This window comes from Micromonospora sp. WMMD980 (assembly GCF_029626035.1).
GTDB lineage: Bacteria > Actinomycetota > Actinomycetes > Mycobacteriales > Micromonosporaceae > Micromonospora.
This window is the reverse complement of sequence record NZ_JARUBE010000003.1, coordinates 5,986,189-6,010,280: the sequence shown is the minus strand read 5'-3', so window position 1 is coordinate 6,010,280 and position 24,092 is coordinate 5,986,189. Positions and strand designations below refer to the sequence as shown.

Here is a 24,092-nt window from a genome sequence, read left to right as displayed (position 1 = left end):
GCACCGCGGTGACACGCCCCGGCCGTACCGTGATGACCATGCTGACCGGTCCGCCCGCTGCTTCCGTACCCCTGCCGCCGCGCGAGACCGGGCCGTGGCCGGTCGTCGCGGCGGTGGCGACCGGCGTCTGGGCGGTGCTGGTCACCGTGCCCGGCCAGGTCACCGGCTGGTTGATCGACCAGGTGGTGCTGGTCACCGGGCTGGACCGGGCGGTGGCGGTCTGGCCGGTGATCGCGGTGGTCACCATGCTGCTGGCCGGTGGGCCGGCGCTGGCGCTGGCGCTGCTGCCCCGTTCCCCGGCGGTGCGGGCGGCCGGGCGGGCGTGGACCGGCGGCGCGGTCGCGCTCGGCGCGGCGACGCTGCTGCGGGCACTGCCGCCGGTGCACCACGAGGCATACCTGGCCGCGCTGGCGTCGACCGCCGCGCTGCTCGCGCTCGTGGTGGCCCGGTTGCCCCGCCGCCCGGCCGCGACGGCGTCGTCCGGCCGTGCCGTTCCCCGGCCGCCGGACGTGGTGCCGGGACCGGGCGGAGGCGACGTGGTGCCGGGACCGGGCGGAGGCGACGTGGTGCCCGCGGTTCCGGCGGCGACGCCGGGAACGGCCGGCGGCGGGCGGCGGCCCGGCGCGGTGACGCTGTTGGCGGTCGCCGCCGGGCTGGCGGTCCTGCTGCCCTGGCTCTGGGTGGGCGCGCTGGGCGGGCTGCTGGAGACGGTGCTCGCCGGACTGGCCGCCGCCGCGTTCGGCGCGCTGGCCGGGGTGCTGCTCGGACCCGAGTTCTGGGCCGGCCTCGCCCCCGGCACGGCGGTCCGGCCGGCCCGGCTGGTGCTGGTCGGCGGCCTGGTCGCCGGCGTCACGCTGACGCTGCTCGCGGCCGGCGCGGGGCAGTCGGGCGCCCAGTTGCCGGGCCTGCTCCTGCTGCCGCCGCTCGGCTTCGTGCTGGGCGCGCTGGAAGTCGCGGCCCGGCACGCCGGTCGGCCGGCCGGGCCGGCGCCGGCGCGCTGGCTGATCGGCCTGGCGCTGGCCGGGCCGCTGGCGCTGACCGACCCGGAGGAGATCACGCTGCTGCTGGCCGCCGCCCGCGACGTGCCGTTCTGGGTCGCGGTCGGTGCCGGCGTCGCGTTCGCCGTCGCGGTCCTGCTCGCCGTCGGGTACGGCGTGCTGCTCGCCCGCCCGGGGGCGAACGCGCCCCGCCGGGGCGTGGCCGGGCTGGCCGCCGGGGCGGTGCTGGCCGCCGGGGCGGTGGTCTACGTGCTGCCCGGCCAGCCGGGCCTGTACGGCGAGCGGCTGCTGGTAGTGCTGCGTGAGCAGGCCGACCTGAGCGGCCTGCCGGCCGGCGCGGGCCGGGCCGGGCGGGACGCCCGGGCGGCCGAGGTCTACCGGCGGCTGGTCGACACCGCCGAGCGCAGCCAGAGCGACCTGCGCCGCACGTTGGCCCGGATGCGCCTCGACCCGACGCCCTACTACCTGGTCAACGCGATCTCCACGGACGGCGGCCCGGCGGTCCGGGCCTGGCTGTCCAGCCGCCCCGAGGTGGCCCGGGTGCTCGTCGAGCAACGACCGCGCCCGCTGCCCGCCGCGGCGCCGCCGGCCCGGGGTGACGCGCCGGCGCCGACCGGCCCGACCTGGAACGTGACGCTGATCGGCGCGGACCGGGTCTGGTCGGAGCTGGGCGTCACCGGCGCCGGCGTGGTGGTGGGCAGCTCGGACTCCGGCGTGGACGGACGGCACCCGGCGCTGGCGGGCGGCTTCCGGGGCGGCGACGACTCCTGGTACGACCCGTGGGAGCACCGCCGCGCGCCGGCCGACCGGGGCGGCCACGGCACGCACACGCTCGGCAGCGCGGTGGGCCGGGGTGGGATCGGGGTGGCGCCGGGCGCGAGCTGGGTCGGCTGCGTCAACCTGGACCGCAACCTCGGCAGCCCGGCCCGCTATCTCGACTGCCTCCAGTTCATGCTGGCGCCGTTCCCGCCCGGCGGTGACCCGCTCACCGACGGGCGGCCGCAGCGCGCTCCGGACGTGCTGACCAACTCGTGGGGCTGCCCACCCCTGGAGGGGTGCGACGCGGGGGCGTTGCGCCCGGCGACCGCCGCGCTGGCCGCCGCCGGCATCCTGGTGGTGGCCGCCGCCGGCAACGAGGGCCCCACCTGCGGTTCCATCTCCGACCCGCCGGCGCCCTACCCGCACGTGCTGACCGTCGGCGCGGTCGACAGGTCCCGCCGGCTCACCGACTTCTCCAGCCGGGGCCCGGCCGGCACGGCAGCGAAGCCCGACCTGGTGGCCCCCGGCGCGGCCGTGCCGTCCGCGTTCCCCGGCGGCGGGTACGCCGCCCTGGACGGCACCTCGATGGCGACTCCGCAGGTGGCGGGCGTGGTGGCGTTGATGTGGTCGGCGAACCCGACGCTGGTCGGGGACCTGGACCGGACCCGGCGGATCCTCACCGAGACCGCCACCCCGGCCACCGTCCCGGCCGGCTCGAGCTGTGGCGGCACCCGGGACCTGGTCGGCGCCGGCCTGGTCGACGCGTACGCGGCGGTGCGGGCCGCCCGGGCCGGTTAACAAACCTTGCCGGATGGCCTAACGTCGGCGGCCATGGAGATCATCGAGCTGGGCCCGGACCGGCTGCCCGAGGTCGTCGACCTCTGCCGGCGGGCGCTGGACCTGCCGGAGGACGCGACCGAGGCGCCGGCCGTGGTGGCCACGTTGACCGAGCGGGCGGCGACCGACCGGACGGTGCTGCGGCTCGGCGCGATCCGCGACGGCGTGCTGCTCGGGGTCCTGCTCGGGTCGCTGTCGGCCACCGATCCGCGACGTGGCCACGTCGACCTGGTCGCGGTGGCCCCGGCGGAGCGCCGGCAGGGGATCGGCGCGGCGCTGCTGACCGGGGCGGAGGCGCGGCTGGCCGCGCTCGGCGCGGCCGAGCTGCTGCTCGCCGGCAACCCGCCGCACTACGCCTGGCCGGGCATCGACGTCCGGTACACCCCGGCGATCTGCGCCGCGCTGCGGCTCGGCTACCGGCAGGACCGGACGGCGTGGAACATGACCGCCGCGCTGACCGAGGGTTCGCCGGCGCTGCGCCCGACCGGGCCCGCCGAGCAGCGCCTGGCCGCCCGGGGCGTGACGGTACGCCGGGCGGAGCCGGCGGACCTGCCGGCGCTGGCCGCGTTCGCCCGGTCGGTGTTCGGTGGCACCTGGGACGGCGAGCTGGCCGGCTCGCTGGGCCGCCCGGACGCGGGCACGCACCTGGCCGAGCGGGCCGGCGAAATCCTCGGCTTCGCCGCGTACGGGTCGGCGCGGCCGAGCTGGTTCGGACCGATGGGCACCGCACCGGCGGCCGAGGGTTCCGGGATCGGCGGGGTGCTGCTGCGCCGCTGCCTCCAGGACCAGGCGGCGGCCGGGATCAGCGCGGCGCAGATCGGCTGGGTGGGGCCGGTGCCGTTCTACTCCGGCGCGGCCGGCGCGCGGATCGAGCGGGTCTTCTTCCTCTACCGGAAAGCCATCAAAGGCGCATAACGCCGTTCGCCCTCCACGGTGATCGACAGGCACCTACGGTCGAGCACAGGAGGAGGCGGCGCATGGCCACGGATGAGGAACGGATTCACGACCCGGCCCCGGCCGGGGAACCGGCCGTCGATCGGCTCGACCTCGGCGACGCCGAACAGGTCGCCGCCGACCAGCCGCGCGCGGAGGAGACCCGGCAGCCGGTCGACGAGCCGAGACGTGTCGTGCCGCCGTACGACCGGACGCACAAGCGGCGCAACCAACGCCCGCTGCCCACCTGACGTGACACGCGGAAGGGGGCGGACCGCTGACGCGGCCCGCCCCCTTCGCGGCGTACTGGGTGGAGCTGGACTCAGAAGTCCATCTCCCCGCCACCCGGACCGGCCGGGGCGGCCGGGGTCTTCTCCGGCTTGTCCGCCACGACGGCCTCGGTGGTGAGGAACAGCGCGGCGATCGAGGCGGCGTTCTGCAGCGCGGAACGCGTCACCTTGGCCGGGTCGATGATGCCGGCGGCCAGCAGGTCCACGTACTCGCCGGACGCGGCGTTGAGGCCGTGACCCGGGTCGAGGTTGCGAACCCGCTCGACGACGACGCCACCCTCGAGGCCGGCGTTGACGGCGATCTGCCGCAGCGGGGCGTCCAGCGCGATCTTGACGATCTGCGCGCCGGTGGCCTCGTCGCCGGCCAGGTCCAGCTTGTCGAAGGCGGTCTTGCCGGCCTGCACCAGCGCGACGCCACCACCCGGGACGATGCCCTCCTCGACGGCGGCCTTCGCGTTACGGACGGCGTCCTCGATGCGGTGCTTGCGCTCCTTCAGCTCGACCTCGGTAGCCGCGCCGACCTTGATCACCGCAACACCGCCGGCCAGCTTGGCCAGACGCTCCTGCAGCTTCTCCCGGTCGTAGTCGGAGTCGCTCTTGTCGATCTCGGCACGGATCTGGTTCACCCGGCCCTGGATCTGCTCGGCGTCACCGGCGCCGTCGACCACGGTGGTCTCGTCCTTGGTCACCACGACCTTGCGGGCACGGCCCAGCATGTCGAGGTTGACGGCGTCCAGCTTGAGGCCGACCTCCTCGCTGATGACCTGGCCACCGGCGAGGATGGCGATGTCGGTCAGCATGGCCTTGCGGCGGTCACCGAAGCCCGGCGCCTTGACGGCGACCGACTTGAAGGTGCCACGGACCTTGTTGACCACCAGGGTGGCCAGGGCCTCGCCCTCCAGGTCCTCGGCGATGATCAGCAGCGGCTTGCCCGACTGCATGACCTTCTCCAGGATCGGGAGGAGATCCTTCACCGACGAGATCTTGCTGTTGACGATCAGGATGTACGGGTCGTCGAAGACGGCCTCCATACGCTCCGGGTCGGTCATGAAGTAGGCGGAGATGTAGCCCTTGTCGAAGCGCATGCCCTCGGTGAGCTCGAGCTCCAGGCCGAAGGTGTTGCTCTCCTCGACGGTGATGACGCCTTCCTTGCCCACCTTGTCCATCGCCTCGGCGATGATCTCACCGACGCTGGGGTCAGCGGCGGAGATGGAGGCGGTGGAGGCGATCTGCTCCTTGGTCTCCACGTCCTTGGCGAGCTTGAGCAGCTCCTCCGAGACGTTGGCCACGGCGGCCTCGATGCCCCGCTTCAGGGCCATCGGGTTGGCGCCGGCGGCCACGTTGCGCAGACCCTCGCGAACCAGGGCCTGGGCCAGGACGGTCGCCGTCGTCGTGCCGTCACCGGCGACGTCGTCGGTCTTCTTCGCGACCTCCTTGACCAGCTCGGCGCCGATCTTCTCGTACGGGTCCTCGAGCTCGATCTCCTTGGCGATGCTCACACCATCGTTGGTGATGGTGGGGGCACCCCACTTCTTCTCGAGCACGACGTTGCGGCCCTTCGGGCCGAGCGTCACCTTCACGGCGTCGGCGAGCTGGTTCATGCCCCGCTCGAGGCCGCGGCGCGCCTCTTCGTCGAACGCGATCATCTTGGCCATACGGCGTTGTCCTCCTGGACACTCACGGGCCACCCGGGATGCCCGGATGGGCCGTCTGGTGTACGCACCTTGGGGACGTCGCCACCTGGCGACGACGACGTCCTCCTCGGTCGGGCCGGACAGCCCGCGACGACCGGCCCCGTTCCGCTCCGACGCCTCCTGCGACGCCGGCGCGGCCGTGGCCCTACCGCCCCGACCATTGGCACTCACCGTACGCGAGTGCCAATGACTTGTTTAGCACTCTCCCTAGCCGAGTGCAAGCACGACAGCGCCGCTCAGCCGAGTTCCGCGGCCAGTCGGGTCGCGTTCACCGGAGCTTCGTGGGCCCGCTGTTCGGCATACGCGGCGACCAGACCGACGAGCTGCGCCACGTAGGCCGGCGCGGCCAGCAGCGCGCCGGCCACCGCAAGCGTCACCGCGCCGGCGGTGGCGCCCGGCGACGTCGTCGGATCGGTGCCGAAGACCGCGCCGTTCACCACGCTCACCACGAAGTCCAGCACGCTCGCCGCTACCAGCACGCACGCCACCAGCGCCGACCGGCCCAGCACCAGACCGAACCGCGTGTGGAACATCCGCCAGGACCGGCCGATCGGATCCTGCCGCTCGAACACGTAGACCGGCCCGAACAGCATGAGCGCGAACCCGGCGTAGACGCCCGGCAGCAGGCAGAAGCAGGCGCCGACGGTGACCAGGAGCGACACGACGATCGTCCAGCCCCAGAGGCCGAGGGCGCGGCGCAGCCCGTAGCGGAGCGCGGCTCCGACACCCGCCGGCTCACCGGCCGCCTGCCGGGCCACCACCCAGGTGCCCGCGCCCCAGCCCACGGCCTGGAGCGGACCGAAGACCAGCGCCGCGAACAGCAGCACGCCGTAGAACGCGGCGAACTGCTGGAGATAGCCGTCCGGCAGCACCGGCACGCCGTCCGGGCCGGTCACCATCTGGCCGGTGGGGGCGAGGAAGAGCGAGAGGACGGCGATCACCGCCGCCGGAACACCCTGCGCGAGCAGCACGATCGGCAGGAGCTGCCGCCACCCTCGCCGCACCGCGCCCAGGCACCGCGCGAACCAGCCGCCGACGCCCGCGTAGGGCGGGTTGACCAGCGGGTCGTTCGGGTCGAGACCGGGATACCAGCCGGGCGCCGGCTGCGCCGGGAAGGCCGCACCGGGCATCGGCCAACCCGGCGGCGTGCCGTGCGGCGTCGCCGGCCAGCCTGAGGTCGGACCGGGCGGAACCGGACCCGACTGCGACGGCCAGCCGGGCGGCGCGGACCCGTCGGGGGTGGAAGCGTCCCGGGGGGAGCCGGGCGGAGGGGCGTACCCCGGCTGGGGCAGGCCGACCTGGTCGGACGCGGGCGGGCCGGCGGAGTCCCACGGGTCGACGGCCGGCCGACCGGAGGTGGACGTCGCCGGCTCGGACGGGCCCGGCGGCTCCGGCACCGGGCCGGCGGCCGGCGCCGCGGGCCGGATCGGATCGGTCGGGGGCAGCGGTGGGTGGGGACCCGACGGGGGCGGCTCGGACATGGGCCCTCCTCAGCGACGACGGCTGGAACGGCTCATGATCTTCCACGGTGCGGGGCCGGGGCGCAGCACCGGTCGGGGTGGTTCGGCCGCGCGCGGCGGCCGTCGAGGGATCAGGCGATGACGCGGACCCGCTCGGCCTGCGGGCCCTTCTGGCCCTGGGCGATCTCGAACTCGACCCGCTGGCCGTCGTCGAGCGCCTTGTAGCCGTCCATCTCGATCGCGGAGAAGTGGACGAAGACGTCCTGCCCGCCGTCGACGGCGATGAAGCCGTAGCCCTTCTCGGCGTTGAACCACTTCACGGTGCCCTGTGCCACGGTGCACTTCCTCACTCTGCGCGGCGTGCCAAGACCCGGGAACCGGCGGACCGGCACCGGCGGCGCACCGGTTCGGGCCATCGGCGACGGCCGCTGAATTCGGTGACCGAAATCGCACGCTACACGAGGCGTGACGACGGCGCACGACCACAAATCGGGCATAATTCGGCGGTCCGCGGCCCCGCTGGAGCGTGATTCCGGACCGATCCGGTATGCATGCGGCATGACCAGCGCGCCCACCCCGACCACGGTCCGCCGGATCCGCCCCGAGGACGCCGCCCGGATGCGGGCGCTGCGGCTGGAGATGCTGGCCGACGCCCCGCTGGCCTTCCTGGAGACCGTCGCCGAGGCCGCCGCCCGACCACACGCGGACTTCGCGGCCCGGGTGGCGACCGTCTCCCGGGGCGACCACACCGCCCAGTTCGTCGCCGACCAGGGCGGTCGCCTGGTCGGCCACGCCGGGGGCACGGCCGCACCGGACGAGCCCGGGCTGACGCTCGTGTACGCGGTCTACGTGACGCCGCGACGGCGGGGCACCGGGCTGCTGGCCGCGCTCGTGGACGAGGTGGCGGTCTGGTCCCGTGCCTGCGGGCGGCCGGAACTGATGATGGAGGTGGTGGTCGGCAACGACCGCGCCTACCGGGCCTACCAGAAGCTGGGCTTCACCGACACCGGCGTACGCGTCCGGCACCCCCGGATCCCCGCCCTGCGCGAACTCCAGATGCGCCGCCCGGCCTGACCCAGCGGGGTGTTAAAAGGGGGCCCCTCCTCTACCGGATGCGTTAAGAAGGGGCCCCGCCTTTCATGCGTGGCGGCGTGACTGGACGATGCGGAAGCGGTTCGCGACGTAGGCGCCGTCGGTCAGCGCGGAGTTCGCCGCCGGGTTCGCGCCCGAGCCGTGGAAGTCCGAGAACGCCGCCGACTGGTTGACGAACACGCCGCCGGTCAGGTTGCAGGACAGGTGGACGCCCGCGTCGAGGGCGGCCGCCTCGGCCGCGTCCAGCACCGCCTCGTCGGTGGAGTAGACGGCGGCGGTCAGCGCGCCCTTCTCCCCCACCGTCTCGCGCAGCACCCGCAGGCTGTGCTCGGTCGAGTCGGTCGCGATGGCGAACGAGATCGGCCCGAACCACTCCCGCGCGTACGTCGCGGTGTCGCCGGCGTCCAGCTTCACCACCGTCGGGGTCCGCACCACGGCGCCCGGGAAGGACGGGTGCTCGACGGTGCGGGACTCCAGCACCGGCTCACCGACCTTGGTCACCTCGTCGAGGCGCTCCAACACCCCGTCGTTGACGATGGCGCCGGTCAGCTCCACGCCCCGGGCCGGGTCGGCGGTCAGCTTGGCGACCGCGCCGGCGATCCCGGCGGCCACCTCGGCGAAGCTCTTGTGCCCCTGGTCGGTCTCGATGCCGTCGCGGGGGATCAGCAGGTTCTGCGAGGTGGTGCACATCTGGCCGCTGTAGAGCGTGAGCGTGAAGCCCAGGTTGCGGCAGAGGCCGGCGAAGTCGTCTGTGGAGTCGATCACCACCGTGTTCAGGCCGGCCTTCTCGGTGTAGACGGCGGCCTGCCGGGCGTTGGACTCCAGCCAGTCGCCGTACTCGGTGGAACCGGTGAAGTCGACGATCTTCACGGCCGGGTGCAGGGCCAGCGTCGAGGCGAGCTTCTCGCCGGCCGCCTCCGGGGCGAGCTGGACCAGGTTCGGGTCGAAGCCGGCCTCGGCGAGCACCTGGCGGGCGTACCGCACGGTGATCGCCAGCGGCAGCACGGCGCGCGGGTGCGGCTTCACCACCACCGGGTTGCCGGTGACCAGCGAGGCGAACAACCCGGGGTACGAGTTCCAGGTCGGGAACGTGTTGCAGCCGATGACCAGCGCGACCCCGCGCGGCACCACGTGGAACGTCTTGGTCATCCGCAGCGGGTCGCCCTTGCCGGCGGCCTTCTCCCAGCCGGCCGTCCCCGGGTGGCGGCTCATCTCCGTGTACGCGTAGGCGACCGCCTCCAGCGCCCGGTCCAGCGCGTGCGCGCCACCGGCCTGGAACGCCATCACGAACGCCTGGCCGCTGGTGAACTGCACCGCGTTGGCCAGCTCGAAGATGTTCTTGTGGAGACGGTCGAGGATCTCCAGGCACACCCCGGCCCGGGCCTTCGGGCCGGCGTCACGCCAGGCCGGCAACGCCGCCGAGGCGGCATCCACGAGCTGGTCGGCGCCGGCGTGCGGGTAGCGCACGCCGAGCGGCACGCCGAACGGGCTGACCTCGGTCGCCACGGTGGTGCCGTCACCGGCCTGGTCGAGCGGGAAGTCGCCGCCCAGGTACGCCTCGAAGGCGGCCTTGCCGTCGGCGGCGGCGGTCTCGCCGTACACCCGGGGGCTGGGCGACTCGGGATAGGCGGACCAGTACCCGCGCTCCGTGATCGCGGTCAGCGCCCGGTCGAGGGTCTCGGCGTGCCTGTCGTACAGGGGGTGCGGGGTCTCCGTCATGCCCGCCATCATGCAACAGGAAGGCACCAGATCAGTAGGGGCGTGTCACAACTCAGATCGTCAACTGCCAGTCGACCGAGCCCGCTGCCGGGCGGAAACCGAGCTGTTCGTTGATCGCGATCATCGGGGCGTTGGCGGCGGCGTTCCAGGTGTCGACGGTCCGCAGCGCCGGTTCGTGCGCCAGCGCGTACCCCAGGTTGGCGGCCTTGCAGAGCAGGCCGAGCCGGTGGCCGCGGTGGTCGGGGTCGACGATGGTGATCTGCTGCCAGGCGTGCTCGGTGCTGCTCGCGGCGAAGCTGAGCTGGCTCCAGCCGACCAGCCGCCCGGACGCCTCGTGCACCGCGCCGGTGTTGTAGCGGCGCACGCCGCGGGCGTCGAGCGCCCGTTCCACGCTCCGTTTGCGCTCGGTGTCCATCTTCTCCTGCTCCCACGTCAGCTCCCCCATGGGCGCGTCGAGCAGCAGCCGGCCCTCCAGGTGGGCGACGTCCGAGACGTGGTCGTCGGGCGCGCGGTCACGCCAGTGCACCTGCCGGTAGCCGGTGGCCGCCGAGCGGGCGTCGGCCAGCAGCGCGGCCAGCCGGCGCCGGTCGAGCGCGGCCACGTCGAGCCGGCCGCGCACGTCGGCGTTCGCCGCCTTCGCGCCCATCGCGGCGGCGAACGCGGTGCCGGGGAACTCGCGGTCCTCCTCGCCGGGAAGCGCGGCGGCGGTGGAGCCGACCAGCCGCTCGCCGCCGTGCTCCCGGAGCAGCCGCCGGCCGTGCTCGTGCAGCGCGCGGCCGATCCCGCGCCGCCGGTGGGCCGGGTCCACCACCAGCTCGACGCTGGCGTTCTCGGTGTTCTCCAGCGTGTGCAGGTGCAACCGGAGCCAACCGACCGGCTCCCCGTCGAGGCGGGCGACGACCCAGCGCCCGTCGATGCCCGGCATCGGGTGCCGCAGCAGCGCCTCGAACCGCCGTCGGCAGGTCGGGGGCAGGTCCGGTTCGTCGACGGCGCGGGCCGCGCAGTCGATCCGGTACGCCGCGTCGAGGGTCGGCAGGTCGGCGGGATCGAGCGGCGCGACGGTCAGGCCCATGACGGTGATCCTGGGCCGGAAACGGCGACAGGGCCAGCGGTTTTCCGCTGGCCCTGCGCGAGGTTGGTCGGGAGGGACGTCCGCACAACGCCTCCGGCGTTGGGTCGCAAAACTTAGAAAAGTCTCCGGCGGATGCCCTCCCGCACCGAGCATCTTGCGCCGTCCGGTTCCTGCCGTCAAGTCCTTGCCGGTGGTTTTCTGCCACTCCCCGCAGTTTCCCCGTCACCCCCTGGTCGCCCCCAACCCCCCACCCGGGCGCGCCCCACCCCGACCCCTGGTGAGTTGATCAAGGAGTTTGCGTCGGGTTCGGCCCGACGGCCGACGCGAACTCCTTGATCAACGCCTTCGGGTGGGGGTGGGTCAGGAGAGGAGGCCGGCGTCTCGGGCGGCGCGGAGGTTGGGCTTGATCCGGTGGGTGGGGCCGGACTCGGCGGCCACGGCGTCGAGGGTCTTGAGGCCCTCGCCGGTGTTGAAGACCACCGTCTCCGCCGTGGGATCGAGCCGGCCGGACTCCACCAGCTTGCGCAGCACCGCCACCGTCACGCCGCCCGCGGTCTCGGCGAACACGCCGGTGGTGCGGGCGAGCAGCCGGATGGCCGCGCGGATCTCGTCGTCGTCGGCGTACGCCATCCAGCCGCCGGTGCGGCGGACCGCCTCCAGCGCGTAGACGCCGGCGGCGGGGTCGCCGATGTTCAGCGACTTGGCGATGCCGGTCGGCTTGACCGGGACGATGGTGTCGCGGTCGTCGTGCAGCGCGGCGGCGATCGGGTTGCAGCCGGCGGACTGTGCGCCGAACACCGTCCAGCCGCCGGCCGGCGCCTCCACCAGCCCGATCTCGACCAGCTCGGTGAACGCCTTGTCGATCTTCGTGAGCAGCTCGCCGGAGGCCATCGGGATGACCACCTGGGCCGGGATCCGCCAGCCCAACTGCTCGGCCACCTCGTAGCCGAGCGTCTTGGAGCCCTCGGCGTAGAACGGCCGGACGTTGACGTTGACGAACGCGGTGTCCTCGAACTCGTCGGTCTCCACCAGCTCGCCGCAGAGCCGGTTCACGTCGTCGTACGAGCCGTCGATGGCGACCAGGTCGCCGCCGTAGACCGCGGTGGTGACGACCTTGCCCTGTTCCAGGTCGCTGGGGATGAAGACCACCGACGGCACGCCCGCCCGCGCCGCGTGCGCGGCGACCGAGTTGGCCAGGTTGCCGGTGGACGCGCAGGCGTAGCGGGTGAAACCGAGCGCCCGGGCGGCGGTGAGCGCCACCGACACCACCCGGTCCTTGAACGAGTGGGTGGGGTTGGCGCTGTCGTCCTTGACCCAGAGCGGGCCGGTGAGGCCCAGCTCGGCGGCGAGGTTCCCGGCGGCGACCAGCGGGGTCAACCCCGGGTCGAGGGTGACCCGGGTGGCCGGGTCCTGGCCGGCCGGCAGCAGGGCGGCGTAACGCCAGATGCTGTTCGGGCCGGCCTCGATCTGCTCCCGGGTGACGGTGGCCAGCGCGGCGGTGTCGTAGTCGACCTCCAGCGGGCCGAAACACTCGTAGCAGGCGTGCTGGGCGGCCAGCGGGTAGCGCGCGGAACAGGCGCGACAGACCAGGGCGCGGGCCGGGCTGCGGGTGGTGTCGATGCCGGAGACGGCGGGAAGCGTCGACGTCATGTCGAGGAATTCCTCTCATCTTTCCCCGCATCGCCGGGTGCGGCGGGGACGGAATTGGCACCTGCCCGCAGGGCGCTCGGCGTCGAGCGTGCGGGTGGTTGCCGGGGCGTCGTCGGGCCGTATCCCTCAGCCCCTCTGGATGAGGTATGCAGTTGTGCCGTCGAGTCTATGCGCCGCTCACGCCGTCGCCACCCGGGGTTCCCACGCAGTGGGCCGGCTCAACGGCCGACCACCGCGACCGGTTCCACCACCGCCGGCCGGTCGACGACGGCGACGGCCACCGGTGCGGCCACCGCCACCGACCGGACCCGGGTGACCAGGTTCGCGGCCACCAGGGCGGCGATGGTCGGCGAAGCCGGCCTCACCCGCACCCGGGTCGCCGGCACCAGCCGCTACGTGCGGTTGCGCCGCGACGAACTGGACCGCCTCTACCCAGGGCTGCTCGACGCGGTCCTCGCCGCGCCCGATCGGGTGGCATGATCACCGGATGCGGGGCGCGGCGGTCGGGACCGGTTTCCGCACGGCGTTGACGCTGCTGGCGGCGTGCACCCGGGCGCCGGCGCCGATCGACCCGCCGCCCGACCGCGGGGATCGGCCGGGCACGGCACCCAGTCCGCCGGCCTGCCCCCCGGACGGCACCCGGATCACCAAGACCGGGGTGAGCGCCGCGATGGGGCTGCGGGCCATGGGCCTGGAACTGGTCAACTGCGGAGACCAGCCGTACGGGTTGCGCGGCTATCCGGCGGTCCGCCTCGCCGACGCCGACGGGGAGCCGGTCACGGTTCGGATCATCCCCGGCGCCGCCGGGATCACCTCCGGCTTCGACGCCCCACCCACCACACTCGTGCTGCGCCCGGGCGAGCGGGCCGGCGCCGCGCTGCTCTGGCGCAACACCGTCACCGACGCGGCAGTGGGGGCGACCGAGGGTCGACAGCTCGACGTCGCGCCGGTGACCGGTCGGCCGACGCAACCCGTCGCGCTGGACGGGCCGATCGACCTCGGCACCACCGGCCGGCTCGGGGTGAGCGCCTGGAAGCGCCGCGACCCCCGCCCGACCGCGCCGGACGCCCCGCCGTCCTCGGCCGTCACCCCGGTCGACCCGCTCTGACCGCCCGGACTCTCTCGTCGATCCGCGACCGGGGAGGCACGAGGTCGGCGCCCGGCCGCCGAGGCCGCCGCCCTGGCCGTGGCGCCGCGGATCCTGGTACGGAACCGCCCCTCGGGAGGGGGCGATGCCGCACCAGGATCACGGGGTTCAGGCGGGGACGGACGCGCGGGGGGGTCGAAGGGGTCTCGGCGGGGGCGGCGGGACGGCGCCGGGACAGCAGCGCGTCGAGCGCCCAGGCGCCGGGGCCGAGCACCGCGACCAGCAGGAACGACCAGCAGAAGATCGCGGCCAGCTCGCCGCCGTTGTCGATCGGCAGCAGGCCGTGCGGCTGGTGCACCACGAAGTACGCGTACGCCATCGAGCCGGAGGCGAGCAGCGCGGCGGGCCGGGTGAGCAGGCCGAGGAGCACCAGCGCGCCGCAGACCAGCTGGATCAGCGCGGCCCACCACCCGGGCCAGGCACCGACCGGGACGGCGGTGCCGGTGGTCGGGTTCCCACCGAAGATGCCGAAGAGGCAGAGATAGAAGTTAATCGATTCCTTGCTGGCGGGACGGCCGCGTGGGAACGCTCCCATAATTGGGGCAGGGGGGTGTTACGGGGGACCCCTACACCACCGGAGGCGTCAGCCAAGGCCCGCCTCAGCTCGTGATGTCCTTGCGGGTGAAGCGCCAGAAGGCGAGCGACCAGAACAGCGTCGCGTAGACGACCGCCGAGATCGCGCCCTTGACCACGTCGTCGGTCTGCGTCGGCGACGACAGCAGGCCCAGCCAGGCGCTGCTGTAGTGGGTCGGCAGCAGGTTGCGCAGGCCGCCCAGGGCGGTGATCTGGTCGAGGATGCTGGACAGGATCCAGAGCAGCACCGCCCCGCCGACGGCGCCGAGCGCGGCATCGGTGGTCACCGACAGCAGGAAGGCCAGCCCGGCCACCACCAGCAGCACCACCGCCAGGTAGCCGAGCACCCCGAGCAGCCGGAGCAGACCCTCGCCCGGGGCCAGCTCCGCGGAGACCTGGCTGCTCAGCGGTTTCCAGCCGTAGCGCAACGTGCCGGCGACCAGCGCGGTGCCGGCCAGCAGCAGCAACGCCAGGCCGGAGTACGCGAGCGCGACCACCAGCTTCACCGCCAGCAGCCGGGCCCGGGGCACCGGCACCGCCAGCAGGTAGCGCAGGCTGCCCCAGCTCGCCTCGCTGGCCACGGTGTCACCGCAGAACAGCGCCACCACCACGACCAGCAGGAACGACGCCGACACCAGGATCGAGAACAGGGTGAAGTTGAGCCCGCCGGAGGTGGCCAGATCGGCCAGGCTGGCGAACTCGCCCCGCCCGCCGCCGTCGTCGTCCGAGGAGTCAAACTGGAACGCCACCAGGACGATCAGCGGCAGCAGCACCATGAAGCCCAGCGCCAGCTGGGTACGCCGGCGCGTCGCCTGCCGCCGGAACTCCGCGCCGAACGGCATCGTGGCCGAGGGCCGGTAGCCGGCCGCCGCCCCGCCACCGCCTTGCGGCGCCACCTGAGAGCCCACCATCACCGGTCCCCGCTTCCCCGAGAGTTCTCGCCGACCAGGGCGAGGAACGCGTCCTCCAGGCGGCGCCGGGGCACCACCCGGTCCACCCCGATGCCGGCCCGGACCAGTTCGGCCACCACCTCGCTGCGGGCGGTGCCGTTGGTGTCGACCACCAGCGCGCCGTCGTCGTCGGGCAGCACCCGCACGCCGCCGAGCCGGTCGAGCACCGACCGCGCGGCGTCCGGGTCGCTCACCTCGAACAACACGCTCGGCGACTCGCCGACGATCTCCTCGACCGGTCCGGACGCCACGATCCGCCCCTTGTTCACCACCACCGCGTGCGTGCAGGTCTGCTCCACCTCGGCCAGCAGGTGGCTGGAGACCAGCACCGCCCGGCCGTCCGTGGCGTAACGCTGGAGCACCCGCCGCATCTCGGCGATCTGCGGCGGGTCGAGCCCGTCCGTCGGCTCGTCGAGCACCAGCAGCTCGGGCAGGCCGAGCATGGCCTGGGCGATGGCGAGCCGCTGCCGCATGCCGTGGCTGTACTTCTTCGTCCGCCGGTGCACCGAGTCGCCCAGGCCGGCGATCTCCAGCGCCTCGTCGAAGTGCGCGTCCTCCCACGGCCGCCCGGTGGCCCGCCAGTACGCCCTGAGGTTGTCCAGCCCGGACAGGTGCGGCAGGAAACCGGGCCCCTCGACCAGCGCGCCGATCCGGGAGAGCACCGGCGAGCCGGGCACCAGCCGATGCCCGAACACGTAGATCTCGCCGGCCGTGGGCTGGGTCAGCCCCATCAGCACCCGCAGCGTGGTGGTCTTGCCGGCGCCGTTCGGCCCGAGCAGGCCCACCACCTGCCCGGGGTGCACCTCGAAGTCGACGTCGGAGACGGCGACGAAACCGTCCGCGTACTCCTTGCGCAGGTTACGCACGGCGAGCGGGACGCCCGCGTACTCCGGGTGCACCGAGCGGTCCTGGCGACGGTGCCGGCGGCGGGTGAGCAGCACGACCACGACGAGCCCCACCACGATCGCGGCGAGCAGGCCGGCCAGCACCCAGCGCCAGACCGCGGCCGAGGTCGGGATCGGCGCGGCGTCCACGGTGGGCAGCACCAGCGGGCCGCCGCCGAGCGCCACGGTGTGCACCGCCGGTTGCGCCGGCGAGGCGTACGCCTGGTCCGACGTCGCCACCACCAGCCGCAGCCGGTGCCCGGCCTCGACCCGCCGGACGATCGCCGGCAGCGTGACCGTCACCGGCGTCGCCGCGTCGAGGTCGGCCGGCAGGCCGGTCAGCCGCACCGGCGCGACCAGGCCGTCCGGCAGCGTGGCCGCGCCCTGCGGGTCGACGTCGTAGAGCTTGACGAAGAGCACCGCCTCGCCGGTCGCCGAGGCGGCCCGGATCCGCACGGTCGGCGCGCCCACCACGTCGACCGGGTCGTCCAGCGGCGCCGACTCGAAGCGGGCGTGCTGGCCGGGGATGTCGCCGGCCACGCCGTCCAGCAGCGAGCCGAGCGCCCCGGCGAACGGGATCGCCGAGATCGCCGCCGGGTTACCGTTCGGTGGCACCGCGACTGGCTGGGCCGGCCCGGTGAGCGCGACGTCGCGGCGCTCCTGCCCGGCCACGCCCGGGTAGTCGTCGGTGCGGTAGCCGGTGGCCACCAGGCCCCGGTCGAGCGCGTCGAAGCCGGCGATCCGGGAGAACGTGAAGGAGTCGCCCGGTGCCGCCCCCTCGCCCTTGACGTAGTGGTCGAGCCACTGCGCGGTCAGGAACTTCACCCGGTCCGAGTCGGAGGTCGGCCCGGCGCCGCCGTCGTGACCGCCGGTGAACCAGGCGACCCGCACCGGGGTGCCGGCGGCGGCGATGCCGCGCGCGTTGGCGTCCGCCTCGGTGAGCGGGAAGAGGGTGTCCGCCTCACCCTGCACCAGCAGCGTGGGCGCCTTGATCCGGTCCAGCACGCCGGCCGGCGACGAGCGGCGCAGCAGCTCGACCGCGGCGGCGTCGGCCCGACCGGTGGTGGCGATGCGCAGGTACGCGGCGCAGACGTCGGCGGCGAACCGGCCGCAGGACGGGTCGGCGGCGCCACCGGGCGCCCGGCCGGAGCCGCTGCCCGGGCCGGCACCCGGCTGCGGGCTCGCCGGACCGGCCGAGGCGGGCGCGCCCTCGGGTGCGGCGGCGGTGGCGCCGGACAGCCCGGCCGGGCCGGAGCCGGCGCTGCCGCCACCGCCGAAGAAGATCCCGGCCCAGCCCTTCTTGAACACGCCCTCGGTCGGCGCCTTGCCGGTGCTCTCCGGCAGGAACGCGCGGGACAGGTCGTTCCAGGTGATCATCGGGACGATGGCGTCGACCCGGGGGTCCTGCGCGGCCAGCAGCAGGGCCAGGCCGCCGCCGTACGAGCCGCCGACCACGCCCACCCGAGGGTCGCCGGCCGCGTCGAGACGCACCTCCGGGCGGGCGGCGAGCCGGTCCAGCAGGCGCTGCGCGTCGCGCACCTCGTAGTCAGGGTTGTCGAGGTGGATCTGGCCGCCGCTGCGACCGAAGCCGCAGGCGGTCCAGGTGAGCACCGCGTAGCCGCGGGCGACCAGGTCCTCCGCGTCGGCGCGCACCGACTCCTTGGTGCCGCCGAAGCCGTGCGCCAGCAGCACCGCCGGCACCCGGTTCCGGTCGGAGGCGTCGCCGGGCAGGTAGAGCGTGGTGTCCAGGTCGACCGGCTCGTCGCCGCCCGGCCCGGAGCGGACGCTCACCAACGCCGACTCGGTCCGGAAGTCCGCGCCCTGCGGCCGGACCGCCCAGACCAGGGCGGCGGCGACCAGGACGACCACCACCGCGGCGGCGACGATCCGGCGCGGGCGGCCGGCGAGGGCGCGCCCGACCCGCGCGACGGGTGATCTCATGCGGCACACGGTACGACCCGCCGGCTGAGCGTTCCCTGAGATCCGCCGTACGTTCGTCCGGTTGCGCCGTTCGGCGCGTGCCGCCCGTCGTCCGCAGAAGGTCCAGAGCGTCCCAGCGGGATGTATTCGGATCACGTGAATTCACATCTACAGGTGCAAATCATCTTCGACGCCGCATCTCACCGGCCCGATCGGACGCTGAGTGCTCTCCACCTCGACGATCGGTTACCCAGGACGAACTGACGTGAAGCCGACTCCACGACCACGGCTCCACCCACGCCCGGTTCGACTAATTTTCCGGTCCGGTGCACGGGACTACGGACGGCGACCCCCCGCGCACCGACCGCCCCGCCGTCGCCGGAGGAGACAGACCATGACCGTTCCCGCGCCGCGGGTCCGTCGGCGGCCCTCCGTACCGGGCCGCGTCCTGCCCCTGCTGCTGGCGCTGGCGCTGGTCGCCCCGCTCGGCCTGCTCTTCGCGCTGGCCGAGGGGAACACCTCGGACGACCACGACCTGGCCACCCGGGAACGACTGGGCGTCCGCTATCTGCGCGCCCTCGGGCCGCTCACCGACGCGCTGGTGATGGCCCAGTCCACCGCCGTGGCCGGGGCACCGGTCTCCCGCACCGCGCTCGACGCCGCCATCGAACAGGTGGCACAGGTGGACGACGCGGTCGGCGACGAGCTGCGCAGCCACGACCGCTGGGCCGGGCTGCGGGCCAAGCTGGAAGGGCTGCCGGACCGGGGGCTCGCCGACCCGGAGGCCGCCTACGCGGCGTACGGCGAGGCCAACGACCTGCTGCTCGCGCTCTACCGGAAGGTACGGGAAAGTTCCGGCCTGGTCCGCGACCCGAAGCCCGACTCGTTCTTCCTCCAGGACGGCATCAGCGGGGACCTGCCCACCGCCACCGTGCTGGCCGCCCGCCTCGCCGACCTGGTCCGGCTCGCCCCCGCCCAGCCCGCCGCCCAGCGCACGAGGACCGGCCTCGAACTGGCCGAGCTGCGGGCCGCCGCCTTCGGGCCGGCCAACGACCTGGTCGCCGACCTGCGCGCGGCGGTGGACAGCTCGGAGAGCACCGACCTGGGCGCGAACGTGCTCACCCCGCTGGATGCCTACCAGCGCTCCCTGGAGGCGTTCACCGCCGCCGGCGGCGGCCGGGCCGCGCCGAAACCCGACCAGCTCACCGCCGCCGGCCTCACCGCGCAGGCCGCCGCCAAGCAGCTCCGCGCCGTCATCCTCGACCAGCTCGACACGCTGCTGGAGGAGCGGCTGGACGCCCTCGACCGGGACCGGCTGCTCACCCGGATCGCGGCCGGGGTGGCGGTCGCGCTGCTCCTCGGACTGGCCGTGACGCTGTTCCGGCGCCCGGCCGACGCGAACCGCCCGGCGCCGGCCGAGATCGCGCTGCCGCCGGCGGCCCGCCCGGACCCGGCGGCCGCCACCCAGGACTCCGACCGCCTGCCCGTCGGGGTCGGTGCCGGTGCCGAGGCCGAGCGGTGGAGGCCGTTCGATGCTGCTCGCTAGGTTGCGGATCCGGGGCAAACTCGCCCTGCTGGTCATCATCCCGCTGCTCAGCATGGTCGGGCTCGCCGTGCCGGTGGTCCTCGACCGGGTGGCCGCCGCGCAGCGGGCCGCCGACACCGCCGAGACCGTCCGCGTGGCCAGCCGGCTCGGCAGCCTGATCCAGGACCTCCAGCAGGAACGCCTGCTCTCCATCGGCCTGTGGCTCGGCCAAGTGACCCGCACCGAGCTGATCCAGAAGTCCGCCACCGTCGACGACCGGGTCGCCGACCTGCGCGCCGAATCGCTGCCGACGCCGGTCCGGGAGGCCCTGGACGGGGTACGCCAATTGGCCGACGTCCGCGCCGCGACGCTCGCCGGCCGGGCCACGCCGGAGCAGATCCTGACCACCTTCGCCAGGGTCGACGTGGCGCTGATCGACGCGCTTCGACTGCCGTTCGGGGTGGACACCGACACCTCGGCCGGGCGGCAGGTGCTCGCCCTGGACGCGCTGCTGCGCACCGACGAGGCATTGAGCTCCTGCGCCACCCAGATCGTGCTGGTCCGGGCGACCGGCGACCCGCGGGTGTCCGGCTCGTACATCGCCTGCATGGCCGCGCTCGGCGTGGACAACCGACGGTTCCGCCGACTGATCACGCCGGAGCAGCTCGAGGTGGCCCGGCTGGACGACGCGGCGGTGGCGGCCCGGACCAGCCCGACCTTCCTGGCCGACAGCGTCCGGGACCCGGTCGGCTCGATCACGCCGATGCCGCTGGCTAGGCTCTTCCCCTCGGTGCGCTCGATGATCACGCTGGGCCAGTTCGTGGAGAAGAAGGTCGTCGCCGACGTCATCGCGGAGACCCGGACCGAGGAGCGGGACGCGCTCGTCGCGGCCTGGCTGGTCGCCGGCGCGGCGGCCGTGATCCTGCTCCTGGTCGTGCTGCTCAGCATGACGGTGGCCCGCACGGTGTCCCGCCCGCTGAGCCGGCTCACCCGCTCCGCCGAGCGGGTCGCCCGGGTGACCGAGGCGGAGCTGACCCGGGTGGCCGACGACGAGACCGAGTCGGTGCCGCCGGTGCGTCTCGACCCGGTGGACGTCGGCGCCCGGGACGAGATCGGCGACCTGGCCCGCGCGTTCGACCGGGTGCAGCACACCGCCGCCCGGCTGGTCGAGCGACAGGTGGCCGGCCGGCGCAACGTGGCGCAGATGTTCGGCCACGTCGGCCGGCGTACCCAGAACCTGGTCGGCCGCCAGATCGCGCTCATCGACCGGCTGGAGCGGCAGGAGGCCGACCCGGGCCGACTGGAGCACCTCTATCGACTGGACCACATCTCCAGCCGGCTGCGCCGCAACGCCGGCAGCCTGGTGGTGCTCTCCGGCGCCACCGGCTCGGACGGCCACGTGGCGCCGGTGCCGCTGGCCGACGTGGTCCGGCTCGCGCTCGGCGAGATCGAGGACTACACCCGGGTCGACGTACAGGTGCCGCCCGGCGTCTCGGCGGCACCCGCGATCGCCGGTGACCTGGTGCTGGCGCTGGCCGAGCTGATGGAGAACGCGACCACGTTCTCGCCGCCGCACACCCGTGTGGTGGTGGCCGGCGAGCTGACCGAGGGCGGCGCCCGGCTGAGCGTGGTGGACCACGGCATCGGCCTCACCGCGGAACGGCTCGCCGAGGAGAACGCCCGGCTCACCCGGCGGGAACGGCTCGACCTCGCCCCGACCGAGGTGCTGGGGCTCTTCGTGGTGGGTCGGCTGGCCCGCCGGCACGACTGGCAGGTGCGGCTGACGACGACGCTCGGCAGCGGCGTCACCGCCGGCGTGGAGATCCCGGCTGGCTCGCTGGTGATCCGCCGGCCGGAATCGGCGGGCGTGACCATGGCCCGGGCCACCGCCCCGACGGTCGAGCTGCGGCCTGAGCCGGAGCCCGCGGAGCACCCGATCGCCACGGCCCCCGGCGAGCCCGTCGGCTTCGACGCCGACCTGCTCAGCCGGGCGACCCGCAGCATCTCCACCGGTGCCTCGTGGAACGCCTTCGGCAGCCAGGGCGACGAACCGGAGCCCGGCGATCCGCGGGACGACGCGCCGTCCGTCCCGGCGGCGTCCACCACCGCCGCGCCGCCGGTCGAGGACTTCCGCTTCCCCACCGGTGGCCCGCCGCCCGCCTGGCCGCCCGCGGCCGGGTCGCCCGCCACGCTGCCCGCCGGCCCGTCCTCGCGTCCCGCGACTACCACTCCGCCGACACCGGTCGTCGGCCCGGCACCGGCCGCTCCCCCGGCCGCCGGGCCGACGACCGGCCCCACCCCCCTGCCCACCCGCCCGGCGCCACCCGCCGGCCCGGCCCGCCCGGCGCCACCCGCCGGCCCGGCCCACGCCACGCCACGCGCCGCGCCGCTCCGCCCGAACCCGCCCGCCGGCCACCCGCCGGCCGGGTCACCGTCCACGCCGGCCGACCGGCCGGCCATCGGGCCGTCCTCTCCCGGCCCTGTCGGGGCGCCGGCCGGTCCGGCCGGAACCCGCCCGATCCGCAAGCGGGTGCCGGGGGCGAACCTGCCGGCCGGCCCAGCGGCCGCGCCGGCCGGGCCGGTGATCGGACCGCTGATCGGCGTCCCCGACGACCCGGCCACGGTCCGCGCCCTGGTGGAGGCGTTCCAGGACGGGGTACGCCGGGCCGAGGACGACGTCACGCCCGCCGAGCCGGCGCTGGAGCGACCCCGGCTCAGCCGGCGGGTACCCGGGGCGAACCTCTCCGTCTCCCCGGTGCCACCCGCACCCCCCACCAGCTCCGACCCCGGTGATCCCGTCGAGGTCCGCAACCTCATCACCGAGTTCGAGGCGGGCGTCGCCCGCGCGCTGCGCGAAGTCAGTCCCGACCGCCGCTACGAAGAGGATCCAACACGGTGACCAGCCCGTTCCTGCACGACAACGTCGACCAGAGCACCACCGGCGACCTCAGCCCCGAGGCGCGCACCTTCAACTGGCTGCTCGACTCGTTCACCTCCAGCACGGCCGGGGTGATGGAGGCGATCGCGGTCTCCTCGGACGGGCTGCTGATGGCCATGTCCGCGATCAAGGACCGGCCCAACGCGGAACGGCTCGCCGCCGTGGTCTCCGGCATGACCAGCCTCGCCGGCGGCGCCGCCAGTTGGTACGCGCTGGGCGGGCTCAACCGGGTGATCGTCGACATGGCCGAGGGCTACCTGCTGATCAGCTCGATCAGCAGCGGCTCGGTCCTCGGCGTGGTCGCCGACCGCACCGCCAACCTGGGCACCGTGGCGTACGAGATGACGCTCTTCGCCGGCCGCGCCGGCGGCGCCCTGAGCCCCCGACTGATCGCCGAGCTGAAGAACGCCGTCCAGCAATGATCCCGGGGGCCGCCGGTGGGGACCCGGAGCCGGAACCCGGCGTCCGGATCCGCCCCTTCCTGCGCGCGTCCACCCCGACGCCGGTCACCGACGACGGCGACGGCGACGGGGAGCCGCCCGGCCCACGCCCGTTCGTGCTGACCGCCGGACGGGTGGACGGCGACCCGTCGATCGGCCTGGAGACCCAGGTGACCGCCCGCCCGGGCAGCAGTTCGTGGGCGGTGACCGCCCGGTTGACCCCGGAGCTGGCCACGATCGTCGCGATCTGCGCCGAACCGGTGTCGGTCGCCGAGATCTCCGCCCGGACCCGGTTGCAGTTCGGGGTGACCCGGGTGCTGGTCGGCGACCTGCGCGCCGCCGGCCACCTCGACGTGCACGTCGCGGACGTCGACGACGCCCTCGATCCCGACCTCATCCTGCGAGTGATTGATGGACTTCGTGCGATCTCCTGAATGGCGGGCGGCCGGCCAGGGCGGGCCGGCCGCGAACAGCGCCCCCGCCCGCTACGGCAACCCGGCCCCGCTGATCGGCCGGGCCACGCCGCCCCCGCCGGCCGGGCCACCGCTGCCCTACCGGCCGCCGAGCGGCCCCGGTGAGCCCACCCCGATCGTCAGCCGGGTACCCGCGCCCCGGCCGCCGATCCCGGTGAAGATCCTGATCGCCGGTGGCTTCGGCGTCGGCAAGACCACCACGGTGGGCGCGATCTCCGAGATCGCGCCGTTGACCACCGAGGCGGAGATGACCACCGCCGGGATCGGCGTCGACGACCCGGGCGGGGTGGCCGGGAAAACCACCACCACGGTGGCCATGGACTTCGGCTGCGTCACCATCGACCGCAGCCTGAAGCTCTATCTCTTCGGCACGCCCGGTCAGGCCCGGTTCGGCTTCATGTGGGACGACCTGGTTCGGGGCGCGCTCGGCGCGCTGGTGGTGGTGGACAGCGCGCGGCTCGACGACTGCTATCCGGCGATCGACTTCTTCGAGCGAGCCGGGCTGCCGTTCGCCGTGGGCGTCAACGCCTTCGACGGGCGGCTGGCCCTGGACCTGCCGTCGATCCGCTGGGCACTGGCGATCGCCGAGCACGTGCCGCTGGTGCAGTTCGACGCCCGGGACCGGCTCTCCGTACGGGACGCCCTGCTGGTCGTCCTCGACCGGGCGCTGGACCGGGCGACCCGGGCCCGGGAACGCTGAACCGCCCGGCGGTTCGGTCCGTGATCTGCGAGGGGGTG

18 protein-coding genes, 2 pseudogenes and 1 riboswitch are annotated in these 24,092 nt (G+C 74.6%); of the genes and pseudogenes, 11 read left to right on the top strand and 9 right to left on the bottom strand.

Translation table 11 applies throughout. The features are described 5' to 3' along the window. The first annotated feature begins 32 nt into the window (after positions 1-32). The 3 genes from O7618_RS28365 (at position 33) to O7618_RS28355 (ending at position 3,778) form a co-directional block, all read left to right on the top strand. Entirely contained in the window at positions 33-2,555 is a 2,523-nt protein-coding gene (locus O7618_RS28365; protein WP_278109193.1) for a S8 family serine peptidase, read from the top strand. Between the two features lie 33 nt (positions 2,556-2,588). Further along, positions 2,589-3,509 (top strand): GNAT family N-acetyltransferase, encoded by a 921-nt coding sequence (locus O7618_RS28360; RefSeq protein WP_278109192.1) that lies wholly within the window; start codon positions 2,589-2,591, stop codon positions 3,507-3,509. A 62-nt stretch (positions 3,510-3,571) separates the two neighbouring features. Beyond that, positions 3,572-3,778 carry a hypothetical protein gene (locus O7618_RS28355; protein WP_278109191.1) on the top strand — a complete coding sequence of 69 codons (207 nt, stop codon included), beginning with the start codon at positions 3,572-3,574 and terminating at the stop codon, positions 3,776-3,778. 71 nt (positions 3,779-3,849) lie between these two features. Here O7618_RS28355 and groL read toward each other — a convergent pair whose 3' ends face one another. The 3 genes from groL to O7618_RS28340 form a co-directional block, all read right to left on the bottom strand. After that, positions 3,850-5,472 (bottom strand): chaperonin GroEL, encoded by a 1,623-nt coding sequence (gene groL, locus O7618_RS28350; protein WP_278109190.1) that lies wholly within the window; start codon positions 5,470-5,472, stop codon positions 3,850-3,852. A 275-nt stretch (positions 5,473-5,747) separates the two neighbouring features. Then, a complete protein-coding gene (locus tag O7618_RS28345; RefSeq protein ID WP_278109189.1) occupies positions 5,748-6,992 on the bottom strand; it encodes a hypothetical protein in 1,245 nt (414 codons plus the stop codon). A gap of 110 nt (positions 6,993-7,102) precedes the next feature. Continuing rightward, positions 7,103-7,306, bottom strand: coding sequence for a cold-shock protein (locus O7618_RS28340; RefSeq protein WP_013288855.1), 204 nt, complete (start codon positions 7,304-7,306; stop codon positions 7,103-7,105). 223 nt (positions 7,307-7,529) lie between these two features. Here O7618_RS28340 and O7618_RS28335 point away from each other — a divergent pair, with 223 nt between their 5' ends. Then, positions 7,530-8,045 (top strand): GNAT family N-acetyltransferase, encoded by a 516-nt coding sequence (locus O7618_RS28335; protein WP_278109188.1) that lies wholly within the window; start codon positions 7,530-7,532, stop codon positions 8,043-8,045. A gap of 63 nt (positions 8,046-8,108) precedes the next feature. On the opposite strand, the gene paaN is transcribed toward O7618_RS28335, so the two are convergent. The 3 genes from paaN to thrC form a co-directional block, all read right to left on the bottom strand. Beyond that, entirely contained in the window at positions 8,109-9,782 is a 1,674-nt protein-coding gene (paaN, locus tag O7618_RS28330; RefSeq protein WP_278109187.1) for a phenylacetic acid degradation protein PaaN, read from the bottom strand. Between the two features lie 52 nt (positions 9,783-9,834). Then, complete coding sequence (locus tag O7618_RS28325) at positions 9,835-10,854, bottom strand: GNAT family N-acetyltransferase (RefSeq protein ID WP_278109186.1); 1,020 nt, start codon at positions 10,852-10,854, stop codon at positions 9,835-9,837. A 360-nt stretch (positions 10,855-11,214) separates the two neighbouring features. Then, positions 11,215-12,504, bottom strand: a complete 1,290-nt coding sequence (thrC, locus tag O7618_RS28320) for a threonine synthase (RefSeq protein WP_278109185.1) — start codon at positions 12,502-12,504, stop codon at positions 11,215-11,217. A gap of 12 nt (positions 12,505-12,516) precedes the next feature. After that, positions 12,517-12,650: riboswitch (SAM riboswitch) on the bottom strand. 205 nt (positions 12,651-12,855) lie between these two features. On the opposite strand from thrC, the pseudogene O7618_RS28315 reads away from it, so the two are divergent. Continuing rightward, positions 12,856-12,984 (top strand): annotated as a pseudogene (locus O7618_RS28315) (transcriptional regulator); the annotation flags it as partial. 7 nt (positions 12,985-12,991) lie between these two features. After that, the gene (locus O7618_RS28310) at positions 12,992-13,612 is read left to right on the top strand and encodes a DUF4232 domain-containing protein (protein WP_278109184.1); all 621 of its coding nucleotides are present in this window, start codon (positions 12,992-12,994) and stop codon (positions 13,610-13,612) included. A 202-nt stretch (positions 13,613-13,814) separates the two neighbouring features. On the opposite strand, the pseudogene O7618_RS28305 reads toward O7618_RS28310, so the two are convergent. The 3 genes and pseudogenes from O7618_RS28305 to O7618_RS28295 form a co-directional block, all read right to left on the bottom strand. After that, positions 13,815-14,126: pseudogene (locus O7618_RS28305) on the bottom strand (DoxX family protein); the annotation flags it as partial. A gap of 124 nt (positions 14,127-14,250) precedes the next feature. Continuing rightward, positions 14,251-15,135: an ABC transporter permease subunit gene (locus O7618_RS28300; protein WP_278109183.1), complete on the bottom strand. Its 885-nt coding sequence runs from the start codon at positions 15,133-15,135 to the stop codon at positions 14,251-14,253. Continuing rightward, complete coding sequence (locus O7618_RS28295) at positions 15,135-17,999, bottom strand: alpha/beta fold hydrolase (RefSeq protein WP_278109182.1); 2,865 nt, start codon at positions 17,997-17,999, stop codon at positions 15,135-15,137. The genes O7618_RS28300 and O7618_RS28295 overlap by 1 nt, the downstream gene beginning before the upstream one ends. Positions 18,000-18,372: 373 nt before the next feature. Between O7618_RS28295 and O7618_RS28290 the strand changes: the two genes are divergently transcribed. Genes O7618_RS28290 through O7618_RS28270 form a run of 5 tightly spaced genes read left to right on the top strand, consistent with a single transcriptional unit; the run spans position 18,373 to position 24,054 of the window. Continuing rightward, a complete protein-coding gene (locus O7618_RS28290) occupies positions 18,373-19,524 on the top strand; it encodes a hypothetical protein (protein ID WP_278109181.1) in 1,152 nt (383 codons plus the stop codon). Then, positions 19,511-22,402, top strand: coding sequence for a nitrate- and nitrite sensing domain-containing protein (locus O7618_RS28285; RefSeq protein ID WP_278109180.1), 2,892 nt, complete (start codon positions 19,511-19,513; stop codon positions 22,400-22,402). Before O7618_RS28290 ends, O7618_RS28285 begins: the two co-directional genes overlap by 14 nt. After that, positions 22,399-22,863: a roadblock/LC7 domain-containing protein gene (locus O7618_RS28280; protein ID WP_278109179.1), complete on the top strand. Its 465-nt coding sequence runs from the start codon at positions 22,399-22,401 to the stop codon at positions 22,861-22,863. Before O7618_RS28285 ends, O7618_RS28280 begins: the two co-directional genes overlap by 4 nt. Beyond that, positions 22,860-23,315 (top strand): DUF742 domain-containing protein, encoded by a 456-nt coding sequence (locus O7618_RS28275; RefSeq protein ID WP_278109178.1) that lies wholly within the window; start codon positions 22,860-22,862, stop codon positions 23,313-23,315. Before O7618_RS28280 ends, O7618_RS28275 begins: the two co-directional genes overlap by 4 nt. Next, the gene (locus O7618_RS28270; protein ID WP_278109177.1) at positions 23,293-24,054 is read left to right on the top strand and encodes an ATP/GTP-binding protein; all 762 of its coding nucleotides are present in this window, start codon (positions 23,293-23,295) and stop codon (positions 24,052-24,054) included. Before O7618_RS28275 ends, O7618_RS28270 begins: the two co-directional genes overlap by 23 nt. The last annotated feature ends 38 nt before the right edge of the window (positions 24,055-24,092 follow it).

Excerpts from the sequence above, each read along its gene's own strand:
- O7618_RS28365 (WP_278109193.1), top strand. The coding sequence starts at position 33 with ATGACCATGCTGACCGGTCCGCCCGCTGCTTCCGTACCCCTGCCGCCG.
- O7618_RS28360 (WP_278109192.1), top strand. The coding sequence starts at position 2,589 with ATGGAGATCATCGAGCTGGGCCCGGACCGGCTGCCCGAGGTCGTCGAC.
- O7618_RS28355 (WP_278109191.1), top strand. The coding sequence starts at position 3,572 with ATGGCCACGGATGAGGAACGGATTCACGACCCGGCCCCGGCCGGGGAA.
- groL (WP_278109190.1), bottom strand. The coding sequence starts at position 5,472 with ATGGCCAAGATGATCGCGTTCGACGAAGAGGCGCGCCGCGGCCTCGAG.
- O7618_RS28345 (WP_278109189.1), bottom strand. The coding sequence starts at position 6,992 with ATGTCCGAGCCGCCCCCGTCGGGTCCCCACCCACCGCTGCCCCCGACC.
- O7618_RS28335 (WP_278109188.1), top strand. The coding sequence starts at position 7,530 with ATGACCAGCGCGCCCACCCCGACCACGGTCCGCCGGATCCGCCCCGAG.
- paaN (WP_278109187.1), bottom strand. The coding sequence starts at position 9,782 with ATGACGGAGACCCCGCACCCCCTGTACGACAGGCACGCCGAGACCCTC.
- O7618_RS28325 (WP_278109186.1), bottom strand. The coding sequence starts at position 10,854 with ATGGGCCTGACCGTCGCGCCGCTCGATCCCGCCGACCTGCCGACCCTC.
- thrC (WP_278109185.1), bottom strand. The coding sequence starts at position 12,504 with ATGACGTCGACGCTTCCCGCCGTCTCCGGCATCGACACCACCCGCAGC.
- O7618_RS28310 (WP_278109184.1), top strand. The coding sequence starts at position 12,992 with ATGCGGGGCGCGGCGGTCGGGACCGGTTTCCGCACGGCGTTGACGCTG.
- O7618_RS28300 (WP_278109183.1), bottom strand. The coding sequence starts at position 15,135 with ATGGTGGGCTCTCAGGTGGCGCCGCAAGGCGGTGGCGGGGCGGCGGCC.
- O7618_RS28295 (WP_278109182.1), bottom strand. The coding sequence starts at position 17,999 with ATGAGATCACCCGTCGCGCGGGTCGGGCGCGCCCTCGCCGGCCGCCCG.
- O7618_RS28290 (WP_278109181.1), top strand. The coding sequence starts at position 18,373 with ATGACCGTTCCCGCGCCGCGGGTCCGTCGGCGGCCCTCCGTACCGGGC.
- O7618_RS28285 (WP_278109180.1), top strand. The coding sequence starts at position 19,511 with ATGCTGCTCGCTAGGTTGCGGATCCGGGGCAAACTCGCCCTGCTGGTC.
- O7618_RS28275 (WP_278109178.1), top strand. The coding sequence starts at position 22,860 with ATGATCCCGGGGGCCGCCGGTGGGGACCCGGAGCCGGAACCCGGCGTC.
- O7618_RS28270 (WP_278109177.1), top strand. The coding sequence starts at position 23,293 with ATGGACTTCGTGCGATCTCCTGAATGGCGGGCGGCCGGCCAGGGCGGG.